We start from the raw sequence: 12150 nt of genomic DNA on the forward strand, positions 1-12150 counted from the left end.
GCTGCGCTACGCATGGCTCCGCGCGCCGCCACTCCACCGAATACAAAATTCACATCCAAGCCACCAGTCGGCACGCTTGACTCAAAAGCCCTCATATGAGGGTGGGCAAAGCGAAGCGTGCCCACCATTTCTCGCGTGCGTGCCGATGGTGGGCACGGCGCTATGCGCCTTTGCCCACCCTACGATTCTTATTCCAGCCCGATCTGCGTCAGATCCTGGAACCAGTGCTGCGCCTGCACGAACTTCTTCACCTTCGGCGACAGCGCGTGCGGGTTGGTGTCGTGCACCACCCAGACCAGCGTCGCGTCATCGACGATCGCTGCATGCGCCTGCGCCAGCAGTTCGTCCTGCTTGGCAACATCGAACGTCTGCTTGGCCTCGTCGATCAGCGCGTCGACCTTCGGGCTCTTGTAGCCGCCCCAGTTGACACCGACCGGCGCGATCTGGCCGGAGTGGAAGAAGCGCACGATGGCATAGAGCGGATCCGAGGTGACATAGGCGATGTTGTTGGAGGTGATGTTCGCATTCATCTCGTCGGCCGCGCCCTTGCGCCACGCCGTGTACAGTGTTTCGAGCTCGACCACTTTGAAGTCGATCTCGATGCCGATTTCCTTAAAGCTCTGCTGCAGGAATTCGTTCATCGGCAACGACAGCATCTGCCCGGTGCCGCCCTGCGCGATGATGAAAGTCGTCTTCAGCGGCTTCTCCTTCGAGTAGCCCGCTTCCTGCACCAGTTTCCTCGCCGCCGCGACATCGTACTTCAGGTCAAAGGACGGCTTGCCGAACCAGGGGCTCGACGGGTCGACTTGGCCCTTGGCGGGCTTTGCCAATCCGTTCATGAGGCCAACCACCGCATCGCGATCGATCGCGAGGTTGAGCGCCTTGCGGAGGCGAATGTCGGTCCAGGGCGAGCCGGGCAGTACGCTCAGATGATAATTCCAGACATGCGGCGTGACGTTGTCGACGATCTTCATGCCGGCGGATTTGAGCTGCGGCACTGCATCGGGCGCCGGCGTTTCGATCAGATCGACCTGGCCGGCCAACAGCGCATTGGTGCGCGTCAGCGCCTCCGGCATCGGGATCAGCACGATCTTGTCGGCCTTCGGAAGACGCTTCCTGTCCCAATAGTCGGCGTTCTTGGTCAGCTCCGCGAGCTCACGCGGGACGAGTTTTGTGAGCTTGAACGGCCCGGTGCCCGAGGGCTGACTGGCAAATTTGTCCCAGTCCTTGCCGAGCTTTTCATATTGCGCGGGGCTCGAGACCAGGAACCAGAGCATCTGGTATGGGAAGAAGGAGTCGACGGTCTTGGTCGTGATCTCGATCGTGTCGTCGTCGACCTTGGCGTAGCTGGCGACCGAGGGCAGGCGGGTCTTCACCTGCGCGCTCTGTCGCTTGTCGAACTGCGGTGCCTTGTCGTTGAGCACCTTGTCCAGATTCCAGATCACCGCGTCGGCATTGAACTCGCTGCCGTCATGAAATTTGACGCCCTTGCGCAGCGTAAAGCGCCACTTCTTCTTGTCTGAATCGTCGACCTTCCATTCGGTTGCCAGCCCCGGCACCAGCTTGCCCGGCCGGTCCGACACGTCCATCTCCCAGGCGACCAGCGGATCGTAGATCGTATAGGCCGAAAACTGGTAGGCGCCGGCGCCGCGGTCGGGCTGGCCGGTGGTCAGCGGAATGTCCGCCATCGAAATGCCGTAGCGCACAACGGTCTCCGCCTGCGCCGAAATCGTGGGCAAGCCAAGAGGGAATCCGAGGGCTATTGCCGCGGCAGCAAGAAGCATCGAATATCGGGTGCGCATGATTTAAGCTCCATCGGGCGGGGGGTAGAGCTAAAAAATGCAAGCTTGGTGCCAAATGGAGCATGGAACGCGCGCGTGGATGCGCACTCTACAGGGAGTTGTGCGGCCAATGGCCCCTAGCCAATCGCCTGCCCTCGCACCAGCCTTGGCACAGGCGTTGCATACCTTTGCATAAGAATTAGTCACCCAAGTCGAGAAGGGATTGCTGCATATGCGTAACGAGACATCGAAGAAGACGGCCACCGCGTGGCTGCTGGCGACCGCCCTGGTGGTGGGGCTGCCGCAGCTCGCAAGCGCCGAGACCGTGCTGCGGATCGGCATGACGGCGGCCGATATTCCGCGCACGCTCGGGCAACCCGATCAGGGTTTTGAGGGCAACCGCTTCACCGGCCTGACGATGTATGACGGCCTGACGATGTGGGACCTCTCCTCGGCCAGCAAGGCGAGCGTCATGATTCCCGGGCTTGCGACCGAGTGGAAGGTCGATGAGGCCGACAAGAAGAAGTGGACCTTCAAGCTGCGTCCCGGCGTCAAATTCCATGATGGCAGCGACTTCAATGCCGACGCCGTGGTCTGGAACGTCGAGAAGGTGCTGAAGCAGGATGCGCCGCATTTCGACGCCAGCCAGGTCGGCGTCACCGCCTCGCGCATGCCGACGCTGGCCTCGGCGCGCAAGATCGACGACATGACGGTGGAATTGACCACCAAGGAGCCGGACAGTTTTCTGCCGATCAACCTGACCAACCTGTTCATGGCGAGCCCCGCCAAATGGCAGGCGTTCTACGACAAGGCTGACGGCGCCGACGCCAAGGCGAAATCGCAGGCCGCCTGGGCCGCGTTTGCCAGGGACGCCTCGGGCACCGGCCCCTGGAAGATGTCGAAATTCACGCCGCGCGAACGGCTCGAACTGGTCAAGAACGAGGGCTATTGGGACAAGGCCCGCGTGCCCAAGGTCGACCGGATGGTGCTGTTGCCGATGCCGGAAGCAAATGCCCGCACCGCGGCGCTGCTGTCCGGTCAGGTCGACTGGGTCGAGGCACCGGCGCCGGATGCCGTCAAGGAGATCAAGCAGCGCGGCTTCCAGCTTCAGGCCAATGAATCCCCGCATGTCTGGCCCTGGCAGTTCTCGCGCATCGAAGGCTCGCCCTGGAACGACATCCGCGTCCGCAAGGCCGCCAATCTCTGCATCGACCGTGAAGGTCTGAAAGAGGGCCTGCTCGCCGGCCTGATGGTGCCGGCCACTGGCACGTTCGAGCCCGGCCATCCCTGGCGCGGAAAGCCGACCTTCGAGATCAAGTATGACCTGAAGGCCGCCCAGAAGCTGATGCAGGAGGCCGGATACGGCCCGAGCAAGAAGCTGACGGTAAAGACCCAGACCTCCGCCTCGGGGTCGGGCCAGATGCAGCCCTTGCCGATGAACGAATATCTGCAGCAGGCACTGGCCGAGTGCTACTTCGACGTCCAGCTCGATGTCATCGAGTGGAACACGCTGTTCACCAACTGGCGCCGCGGCGCCAAGGATCCGACCGCCAACGGCGCCAACGCCACCAACGTCACCTATGCGGCGATGGACCCGTTCTTCGCGCTGGTGCGCTTCCTGCAATCGTCGATGGCGCCGCCGGTCTCGAACAATTGGGGCTACATCAACAACCCCAAGTTTGACGAGCTGGTGACCAAGGCCCGCCAGACCTTCGATCCCGCAGCCCGCGACGCGGCACTCGCCGACCTGCATGCGGCATCCGTCGATGACGCGGCGTTCCTCTACGTCGCTCACGACGTCTCGCCGCGCGCGATGAGCCCGAAGGTCAAGGGTTTTGTGCAGCCGAAGAGCTGGTTCGTCGACTTCTCGCCGGTGACGATGGCGCCGTAGGTCCGGACTTGCGATGTTGCACCCTCTCCCCTAGTGGGAGAGGGTGGCTTCGATGCGAAGCATCGAAGCCGGGTGAGGGGTTTTCTCCGCGGACACGCCTCCCTCATCTGGATTGTCTGTGTCCGCGGATAGAACCCCTCATCTGGCGCGGCCTAGCGTCCGCGCCACCTTCTCCCACAAGGGGAGAAGGGAAAAAGAAAAGCAAACCGTGTTCGCTTATATCGCCCGGCGTATCGTCTACGTCATTCCGATCGTGATCAGCGTCGCGCTGGTGTGTTTCCTGCTCGTGCATATCACGCCCGGCGACCCGCTGGTCGCGGTGCTGCCGGCGGATGCCTCGCAGGAACTCGCCGCGCAAATGCGAACGGCTTACGGCTTCGACCGGCCGCTGCCGGTGCAGTTCGGGCTGTGGATTTGGCGCGCACTCCACGGCGATCTTGGCAGCTCGATCGCGACCGGTCGCCCGGTGCTGACGGAAGTGTTGCGCGCGGTCGGCAATACCGTGACGCTTGCGATCGCCGCAGCGATGATTGGCTTCACGCTCGGGCTGTTGTTCGGCCTGATCGCCGGCTATTTCCGCGACACATGGGTCGACAAGGTCGCGACCTCGGTTGCGATTGCCGGAGTTTCGGTGCCGCATTACTGGCTCGGCATGGTGATGGTCATCATCTTCTCGGTGCAGCTCAACTGGCTGCCCGCGGTCGGCGCCGGTCCCGGTGGTTCCGGTTCGTGGGGCTGGGATTGGGAGCATATGAAATATCTCATCCTGCCGGCGATCACGACCTCGGTGATTCCGATGGGTATCGTCACCCGCACCGTGCGCGCGCTCACCGGCGATATCCTTTCGCAGGATTTCGTCGAGGCCCTGCGCGCCAAGGGCCTCCGCGAACTCGACGTGTTCAAGCACGTCATCAAGAACGCCGCTCCGACCGCGCTTGCGGTGATGGGCCTGCAGCTCGGCTACATGCTCGGCGGCTCGATCCTGATCGAGACCGTGTTCTCCTGGCCCGGCTCGGGCTTGCTGCTCAATTCGGCGATCTTCCAGCGCGACCTGCCGCTCTTGCAGGGCACCATCCTGGTGCTGGCGCTGTTCTTCGTCGCCCTTAACCTCCTGGTCGATATCGCGCAGGCCGCGATCGATCCGCGCATCAAGCGGGGCTGATCATGACCGTGATGTCGGATACTGCGCTGCAAGCCGCGCCCATCACCAAGGCGCGGGGCTATTGGGCGACCGTCGGCCGCCGCATCGTGCGCGACAAGGTCAGCATGGTCTGCGCCTTCGTGCTGGTGCTGATCTTCGCTTCCGCGCTGCTGGCGCCCTGGCTCGGCCTCGCCGATCCCTATCAGGGCTCGATGATCCGGAGGCTTCGCCATATCGGCACGCCGAACTATCCGTTCGGCACCGACGAACTCGGCCGCGACATGCTGGCTCGGCTGATCTATGGCGGGCGGCTGTCGCTGATCATCGGCATCCTGCCCGTGATCTTCGCCTTCGTGATCGGTACCTCGCTCGGCCTTGTCGCCGGCTATGTCGGCGGCCGGCTCAATACCGCGATCATGCGCACCATCGACGTGTTCTACGCCTTCCCCTCGGTGCTGCTGGCGATCGCGATCTCGGGCGCGCTGGGCGCGGGCATCGTCAACTCGATCGTCTCGTTGACCATCGTATTCGTTCCGCAGATCACCCGCGTCGCCGAAAGCGTCACGACAGGCGTGCGCAACATGGATTTCGTCGAAGCCGCGCGCGCCTCCGGCGCCGGGCCCTTTACCATCATGCGCGTGCACATGCTGGGCAATGTGCTCGGACCGATCTTCGTCTACGCGACGGGACTGATTTCGGTGTCGATGATCCTCGCCGCCGGCCTGTCGTTCCTCGGCCTCGGCACCAAGCCGCCGGAACCGGAATGGGGCCTGATGCTGAACACGCTGCGCACGGCGATCTATGTCAACCCATGGGTGGCGGCGCTGCCGGGCGTCATGATCTTTGCGGTGTCGATCTGCTTCAATCTTTTGAGCGACGGCATGCGTAGCGCCATGGATATCAGGAACTGACGCGATGAGTGAAACCAGCCCGTCAGTCGATCATTTGGAGCCGGTCGAGGACGTCGGCGGCGCGGCGCAGCCGCTGTTGCAGGTCGCAGGCCTCACCAAGCATTTCCCGGTGCGGGGCGATCTGTTCAGCCAGCGCAAAACCGTGCGCGCGGTCGATAATGTCTCCTTCTCCATTGCCAAGGGCGAAACCGTCGGCATCGTCGGCGAGTCCGGCTGCGGCAAGTCGACCACCGCACGACTGCTGATGCACCTGATGAAGCGCGATGCCGGAGATATTATCTATGACGGCCTGCAGGTCGGCCGTGCACTGTCGCTGCGAGAACTTCGCCGTGGCATGCAGATGGTGTTCCAGGACAGCTACGCCTCGCTCAATCCGCGCCTCACCATCGAGGACTCGATCGCGTTCGGTCCAAAGGTTCACGGCATGGCCGATGCCGCCGCGCGCACGCTGGCGCGCGAACTGCTCGGCAAGGTGGGCCTGCGGCCGGAAACCTTTGCCAACCGCTACCCGCACGAGATTTCCGGCGGCCAGCGCCAGCGCGTCAATATCGCGCGGGCGCTGGCGCTGTCGCCGCGGCTCGTGATCCTGGATGAAGCCGTCTCGGCGCTCGATAAATCCGTCGAGGCGCAGGTGCTCAACCTGCTCGCCGATCTCAAGCGCGAATTCGGGCTGACCTATCTGTTCATCAGCCACGATCTCAACGTGGTGCGTTATATCTCGGACCGCGTGCTGGTGATGTATCTCGGCGAGGTGGTCGAACTCGGCCCGGTCGACAAGGTCTGGGACGCGCCGGCGCATCCCTATACGCGGGCGCTGCTGGCAGCGATGCCGTCGTCCGACCCTGATAATCGCACCGAGACGCCGCCGATCTCAGGCGACCCGCCCAACCCGATCGACCCGCCCTCCGGCTGCCGGTTTCACACCCGCTGTCCGTTTGCGGAGCCGCTCTGCGCAAATGCGACGCCAAACCTCAGCGATGTCGATACAATGGGCCATCAGGCGGCGTGCTACATGGCCATCCCGGGCTCCGGACACAGCCGCGCGCCGGCCGACAAGAATGACATGGGAGTGAGCGCCGCATGACAAGACCCGATCCAAAACAGGTCAAGGTAATGACCGACGTCGCCGGCGTGCCGCAGGATTCGGAAGTATCCGCCCGCATCGCCAATTCCATCGGCCCGGCCTTCGACGGCTTTGCGCCGGTCGCCGGCACGCTGCCGATGGACCTCGAGCCGGCAAGCTTCCTGCTGGTGCAGAACGCGAAGGTGTCGAAATGAGCGGCGAACCAGCCCTGATGTCGCTCGTTGCGGTTGCCAAGGCGATCGCGGCCAAGAAAATTTCCTCGCGCGAGGCGACGCAATCCTGTCTCGACCGGATCGCGCAGTGGCAGCCGCACGTCAACGCCTACATGGCGATCGAGCCGGAGGCAGCGCTTGCCGCGGCCGATGCCGCCGACGCTGATCTCGCCAAGGGCAAGATTGCCGGCCCGCTACTTGGTGTGCCAATGGCGCACAAGGACATGTATTACGACGCCGGCAAGGTCGTGACCTGCGGCTCCAAGATCCGGCGCGAATTCGTCGCGACGACGACGTCGACCGCGTTGCAGCGGCTGAAGGACGCCGGCTCCGTCAGGCTCGGCTCGCTGCAGATGGTCGAATTCGCCTACGGGCCAACCGGCCACAATGTGCATTACGGCGCGGTGCGTAACCCCTGGAATGTCGATCACATCACCGGCGGCTCGTCGTCCGGCTCGGGCTCCGCGGTCGCGGCACGGCTGACCTTTGCGGCGCTGGGCTCGGATACCGGCGGCTCGATCCGGATGCCCGCGCATTTTTGCGGCGTCACCGGCTTCAAGACCACGGTCGGCCTGATCAGCCGCGCCGGCGCGATGCCGCTGTCGCAATCGCTCGATACCGTAGGCCCGCTCGCGCAGACCGTCGAGGACTGTGCGCTGCTGGTGGGGCTGATGGCGGGCGCCGATCCCGAGGATCCGACCACGTCGACGCAGCCGGTGCCGAACTACATGGCCGCGACCACGGGCTCGATGAAGGGCCTGAAGATCGGCGTGCCGACCGCCTTCTATGTCGACGATCTCGATTCCGAAGTGGCGCGGGTGCTGGATGAGACCATCGCTACGCTGAAAAAGGAAGGCGCCGAAATCGTCAAGGTCGAGCTGCCGGACCAGCGCCAGCTCACCGCCGCCTGCCAGATCGTGCTCGCCACCGAAGCTGCCGCCTTCCACAAGCGCTGGATGATCGAACGTCCCCAGGATTACGGTGCGCAGGTCCTGATGCGGCTGCAGAACGGGCTTGCCATTCCGGCCGTGACCTATCTCGAAGCGATGCGCTGGCGCGGTCCGGCGCTCGCCGCCTACCTTGCGGCGGTGGAAGGCACCGATGCCGTGATCGCGCCGGTGGCGCCAATGCCGGCGGCGACGATTGCCGAGAGCGACGTCGGCAACAGCCTCGATGCGGAAGCCGTGATCCAGCGGATCACGCGCTTCACCCGTCCGATCAATTATCTCGGCCTGCCGTCGCTTTCGATTCCCGCCGGTTTCACCAGCAAGGGCCTGCCCGTCGGCATGCAATTGATCGGCCGTGCCTTTGACGAGGCCGGGCTGGTGCGGATCGGCGCGGCGTTCCAGCGCGCCACCGACCATCACCAAAAGGTACCAAAATTGGCATGAGCAATCTTGTCGACATCCGCGACCTCAATATCCGCTTCACCGGCGAGCGCACGGTTCATGCCGTCAACGACATCTCGCTTTCGCTGGGCGAGGGCGAGGTGCTCGGCCTGCTGGGCGAATCCGGCTCCGGCAAGAGCGTGACCCTGCGCGCGCTGATGCGACTATTGCCGAAGAAGCGCACGCTGATTTCGGGCACCGTGAAGGTTTTGGGACGCGACGTGCTGGCGATGAACGACGAGGAGCTTTCGGCGTTTCGCGGCCAGACCGTCTCGATGATCTTCCAGGAGCCTGCGCTGGCGCTCGATCCCGTCTACACGATCGGCCGCCAGATCGCCGAAAGCGTGATCCGTCACGAAGGCAAGAGCGAGAAGGAAGCCATGGCTCGCGCGCTGGAAATGCTGGAGGTGGTCCGGATCCCCTCCGCCAAGCGCCGGCTCGAGGCCTATCCGCACGAAATGTCGGGCGGCATGCGCCAGCGCGCAATGATCGCGCTGGCGCTCGCCTGCAAGCCGAAGATTTTGCTGGCGGACGAACCGACCACGGCACTGGACGCCACCGTGCAGATCCAGATTCTGCTGCTGCTCCGCGAATTGCAGCGCGAGTTCGGCATGTCCGTGATCTTCGTGACCCACGATATCGGCGTCGCGATTGAAATCTGCGACCGCGTTGCCGTGATGTATGCCGGTCAGATCGTGGAGCAGGGCACCTTGCGCGACATCGTCCGCACCCCGGTGCATCCCTATGCCAAGGGCTTGCTGGCTTCGACCGTCCACGGCGCCAAGCGCGGCCAGCGCCTTGAAACCATCCCGGGCACGCCGCCCTCGCTGGACAAGGCGCCCGTCAGTTGCTCCTTCGCGCCGCGCTGCGCGGTTGCGCAGCCGCGCTGCAGCGAGCGATTACCGCCGAATGTGCAGGTGTCGGCGGATCGAACGGCGAGGTGTGTGCTGGCGGAGCGGGCTAATGCAGTTGCTGCTACCTGACAAGTGATGACGCAATTGAACTTCGTCATGCCCGGGCTTGTCCCGGGCATCCACGTCTTCACGGCATTGCAGCGACAAAGACGTGGATGGCCGGGACAAGCCCGGCCATGACGAAAAAAATCGCGCTGCACCGCGTCTGGACACGTGAGAGAAGCTACCCGCCCAATCCCGGATCGGCCCATTGCTCGATCTGTGACGGTCCCACGACTTGCTTCGGCTGATGCGGGTTGAGCGTGCCGGCGCTGGCGGACCAGCCCTTGGCCAGGATTTGCATCGCAAACAATTTTGCGTCGATCTCGGATTTGAAGGTGCGGGTCGAGCGGGCCATGCTCTCCGCAGTCTCATCCGTCTTGTCCGGACCAAAGGTGACGTACCAAATATCGCTCTGTTTCATGGCGACATAACGCGCGTGACATAAAAAAGTTTCACTTCGCTGGCCGCATATGAAGTCGTGCGGACGGCCGGTCACATCGGACCATGATGGGCAGATGGTCGCCCGCGTGCGCTGCGAATCTGGGGGCTGAACATGGTAATTTCCAACGAAGGCATTCTCGTCATTCTGTTTGTCGGCCTGGTGGCCGGCTGGCTTGCCGGCAAGATCGTGCACGGCACCGGCTTCGGCATCATCGGCGACATTCTCGTCGGCATTGCCGGCGCGCTGCTCGCGAGCCTGCTGTTTCCCAAGCTCGGCATTCGTCTCGGCACCGGGCTGGTGTCCGAAATCGTCTATTCCACCATCGGCGCCATCATCCTGCTTGTGATCGTACGGCTGCTCCGAACCGGCGGGCGGTGGTAGCGCGCGCTATTTCGCGCGGCTGACCGCCTCGACGATCCAGCGCCGGACCGCGGCAATCCGGCGGTCGCGCGCCTGCTCAGTGCGGGAGACGAGGTAGATCGTCTCGCTATGCGCGGCCTCGAACGCGAACGGCGCCACCAGTTTCTTGCCAAAGGAGGGCCGCGCCCTGATCAGCGGCGACATGCCGAGCGTCACGCCAAGGCCCTGTTCGGCGGCGTCCAGCATCGCCGGTACGCTGTCGAGCCACAGATGCCCGCGCGGGGTGAGATGCGACAGGCCGGCCTCGCGCAGCCAGACTGGCCAGGCGCGCGGCTGCGTCGTCAGGTGAATCAGCACCTCTCGCGACAGGTCTTCAGGTGCCTTCAATCCGCCCCTGACCAGCGCGGGTGCGCAGACCGGCAGGCCCTTCACCGCGACCAGCGGTTCGAATTTCAGCCCGGTGGAATGTTCGCGGCCATAGCGGATGGCGACGTCGACGCGCGAGGCATTGAAGTCGGCATATTGATGCGTCGCCTCGATGCGCAGCGTGAGCCCTGGATGGCGCCGCTTGAACTCCGGCAGCGCCGGGATCAGCACGGCCGAAGTGAAGAACGGCAGCGAACTGATCCAGAGTTCGGCGCTGGCATCGCGGCGATTTCGCAGCATGTCGCGGCCGGCTTCCTGCAGCGCCGCCAGCGCCGCGGAGACCTTTGCGAGATAACGCTCGCCGTCCGCCGTCAGCCGCACCGAACGCGCGCCGCGCACGAACAGCCTTGTGCCGAACTGCTGTTCCAGTCCGCGGATCTGATGACTGATCGCGGACGGGCTGAGCGAGAGATCGCGCGCCGCGCGGCGAAAGCTCAATTGCGTGGCGGCGCGCTCGAACGCCAGCAGCGCCGGCAGGGGAGGAATCGCGCGCAGCGACGTGCCGGGTGCATCAGACGGATGAATGATATTCATCTGAGGTGACGAATTCCCTTTTGTTACAGGCCCAAGTTTCCGCCAGATTGGCCCGACGCTCAACCCTGCTCATCTCTGGAATCCGAGCCATGGCCATCTTCGAATCCACAGGCCCCAACCGCTGGCAGCCCACCGCCCTTGCCGCCGGTCCTTTCGCGGGCCCGCAGGGCGGGGCGGTCGCAAGCCTTCTGACGGCGGAAATCGAGGCGCTGGCCGATCGGCGAAACTGGGGCACGGCGATCGCCTCGTCGGCCTGGTTCCTGCGGCCGACCCCGATGGCGCCGTTGCGAACCGCGCTGTCGGTCGTGACCGACGGCGGCCGCGTCAGCGTGGTCGACAACGCGCTGTGGCCGGCCGGCGAGGACCAGCCCTGCGCCACCGTGCGGGTGACGCTGTCGCGCGAACGCGCCGTTGAAGTGCCCGGCTTTGCCGACTCCCCGCGCGAGGCTGCCGATCTCACGCAGTTGCCGATTCGCACCCGGCGGGCGGCGCATGGCAAGCCGTGGTTCATGGAGGCGATGGAGGCCCGCGAAGGCGACGGCGTCGCCTGGTTTCGCATGAACCAGACGATCATCGACGGCGCAGGATCCTCGCCGAAGCTGCCGCTATCCTCGGTGCTCGGCCCGGCGGACTGGACCCATGGCATCGCCCGTCCATTCCAGGACGTGGTGGCGGATCCGAACCCGAATCTGACGGTTCAGTTGTTCCGCCAGCCGGCCGGCGAATGGGTCGGCGTTCGCGCGCAGGCCCGCTGGCGGCCCGCGGCCGACCTTGGCGTCGGAAGCGGCGTCCTGCTCGACGTCCATGGCGAGATCGGCCGGGTCTCGATGTCGGTGATTCTGGCACCGTTTCCGCGCCCGGCGAAGCCCGAACCCGCCGCAGGACTTGCGCCGGCCTCGAATTAGCTGCCCAGACGCGTCTCCGCCCCGCTCATCGGGGTGAACTAAAGGCAGGTTAACGTGACATAAATAGACGATGTCCAAAAACATCGCTAAAACCAGCACGTTACCCGATCGTCCTGAAG

General features: G+C 64.3%; 12 protein-coding genes. 9 read left to right on the forward strand and 3 right to left on the reverse strand.

Annotated elements, in window-relative coordinates:
- Positions 1-188: 188 nt before the first annotated feature.
- The gene (locus AC0QUY_RS34735; protein WP_161851609.1) at positions 189-1802 is read right to left on the reverse strand and encodes an ABC transporter substrate-binding protein; all 1614 of its coding nucleotides are present in this window, start codon (positions 1800-1802) and stop codon (positions 189-191) included.
- A 202-nt stretch (positions 1803-2004) separates the two neighbouring features.
- Here AC0QUY_RS34735 and AC0QUY_RS34740 point away from each other — a divergent pair, with 202 nt between their 5' ends.
- The 7 genes from AC0QUY_RS34740 to AC0QUY_RS34770 all read left to right on the forward strand — a co-directional run bounded on the left by AC0QUY_RS34740 (position 2005) and on the right by AC0QUY_RS34770 (position 9391).
- Positions 2005-3672: an ABC transporter substrate-binding protein gene (locus tag AC0QUY_RS34740; RefSeq protein WP_475390489.1), complete on the forward strand. Its 1668-nt coding sequence runs from the start codon at positions 2005-2007 to the stop codon at positions 3670-3672.
- A gap of 208 nt (positions 3673-3880) precedes the next feature.
- Positions 3881-4834, forward strand: a complete 954-nt coding sequence (locus tag AC0QUY_RS34745) for an ABC transporter permease (protein WP_161851611.1) — start codon at positions 3881-3883, stop codon at positions 4832-4834.
- A gap of 11 nt (positions 4835-4845) precedes the next feature.
- The gene (locus AC0QUY_RS34750) at positions 4846-5724 is read left to right on the forward strand and encodes an ABC transporter permease (protein WP_475390563.1); all 879 of its coding nucleotides are present in this window, start codon (positions 4846-4848) and stop codon (positions 5722-5724) included.
- 4 nt (positions 5725-5728) lie between these two features.
- Positions 5729-6808 carry an ABC transporter ATP-binding protein gene (locus tag AC0QUY_RS34755; protein ID WP_475390490.1) on the forward strand — a complete coding sequence of 360 codons (1080 nt, stop codon included), beginning with the start codon at positions 5729-5731 and terminating at the stop codon, positions 6806-6808.
- Positions 6805-7002 (forward strand): hypothetical protein, encoded by a 198-nt coding sequence (locus tag AC0QUY_RS34760; RefSeq protein WP_161851613.1) that lies wholly within the window; start codon positions 6805-6807, stop codon positions 7000-7002. Before AC0QUY_RS34755 ends, AC0QUY_RS34760 begins: the two co-directional genes overlap by 4 nt.
- Entirely contained in the window at positions 6999-8411 is a 1413-nt protein-coding gene (locus tag AC0QUY_RS34765) for an amidase (protein WP_161851614.1), read from the forward strand. Before AC0QUY_RS34760 ends, AC0QUY_RS34765 begins: the two co-directional genes overlap by 4 nt.
- Positions 8408-9391 (forward strand): ABC transporter ATP-binding protein, encoded by a 984-nt coding sequence (locus AC0QUY_RS34770; RefSeq protein ID WP_161851615.1) that lies wholly within the window; start codon positions 8408-8410, stop codon positions 9389-9391. The genes AC0QUY_RS34765 and AC0QUY_RS34770 overlap by 4 nt, the downstream gene beginning before the upstream one ends.
- 154 nt (positions 9392-9545) lie before the next feature.
- Here the strand turns inward: AC0QUY_RS34770 and AC0QUY_RS34775 are convergent, their stop codons facing one another.
- Entirely contained in the window at positions 9546-9785 is a 240-nt protein-coding gene (locus tag AC0QUY_RS34775) for a Sec-independent protein translocase family protein (RefSeq protein ID WP_161851616.1), read from the reverse strand.
- A gap of 132 nt (positions 9786-9917) precedes the next feature.
- Between AC0QUY_RS34775 and AC0QUY_RS34780 the strand changes: the two genes are divergently transcribed.
- The gene (locus tag AC0QUY_RS34780) at positions 9918-10187 is read left to right on the forward strand and encodes a GlsB/YeaQ/YmgE family stress response membrane protein (protein ID WP_161851617.1); all 270 of its coding nucleotides are present in this window, start codon (positions 9918-9920) and stop codon (positions 10185-10187) included.
- A gap of 6 nt (positions 10188-10193) precedes the next feature.
- On the opposite strand, the gene AC0QUY_RS34785 is transcribed toward AC0QUY_RS34780, so the two are convergent.
- Positions 10194-11126 carry a LysR substrate-binding domain-containing protein gene (locus tag AC0QUY_RS34785; protein WP_475390492.1) on the reverse strand — a complete coding sequence of 311 codons (933 nt, stop codon included), beginning with the start codon at positions 11124-11126 and terminating at the stop codon, positions 10194-10196.
- Positions 11127-11215: 89 nt separating this feature from the next.
- Here AC0QUY_RS34785 and AC0QUY_RS34790 point away from each other — a divergent pair, with 89 nt between their 5' ends.
- On the forward strand, positions 11216-12031 hold the full coding sequence (locus AC0QUY_RS34790) for an acyl-CoA thioesterase domain-containing protein (protein WP_475390494.1): 816 nt from the start codon (positions 11216-11218) through the stop codon (positions 12029-12031).
- The last annotated feature ends 119 nt before the right edge of the window (positions 12032-12150 follow it).

This window comes from Bradyrhizobium sp. WYCCWR15520, from assembly GCF_056174665.1.

Coding starts and splice junctions, on each gene's coding strand:
- AC0QUY_RS34735 (WP_161851609.1), bottom strand. CDS start 1,802: ATGCGCACCCGATATTCGATGCTTCTTGCTGCCGCGGCAATAGCCCTC.
- AC0QUY_RS34750 (WP_475390563.1), top strand. CDS start 4,846: ATGTCGGATACTGCGCTGCAAGCCGCGCCCATCACCAAGGCGCGGGGC.
- AC0QUY_RS34755 (WP_475390490.1), top strand. CDS start 5,729: ATGAGTGAAACCAGCCCGTCAGTCGATCATTTGGAGCCGGTCGAGGAC.
- AC0QUY_RS34760 (WP_161851613.1), top strand. CDS start 6,805: ATGACAAGACCCGATCCAAAACAGGTCAAGGTAATGACCGACGTCGCC.
- AC0QUY_RS34765 (WP_161851614.1), top strand. CDS start 6,999: ATGAGCGGCGAACCAGCCCTGATGTCGCTCGTTGCGGTTGCCAAGGCG.
- AC0QUY_RS34770 (WP_161851615.1), top strand. CDS start 8,408: ATGAGCAATCTTGTCGACATCCGCGACCTCAATATCCGCTTCACCGGC.
- AC0QUY_RS34775 (WP_161851616.1), bottom strand. CDS start 9,785: ATGAAACAGAGCGATATTTGGTACGTCACCTTTGGTCCGGACAAGACG.
- AC0QUY_RS34780 (WP_161851617.1), top strand. CDS start 9,918: ATGGTAATTTCCAACGAAGGCATTCTCGTCATTCTGTTTGTCGGCCTG.
- AC0QUY_RS34785 (WP_475390492.1), bottom strand. CDS start 11,126: ATGAATATCATTCATCCGTCTGATGCACCCGGCACGTCGCTGCGCGCG.
- AC0QUY_RS34790 (WP_475390494.1), top strand. CDS start 11,216: ATGGCCATCTTCGAATCCACAGGCCCCAACCGCTGGCAGCCCACCGCC.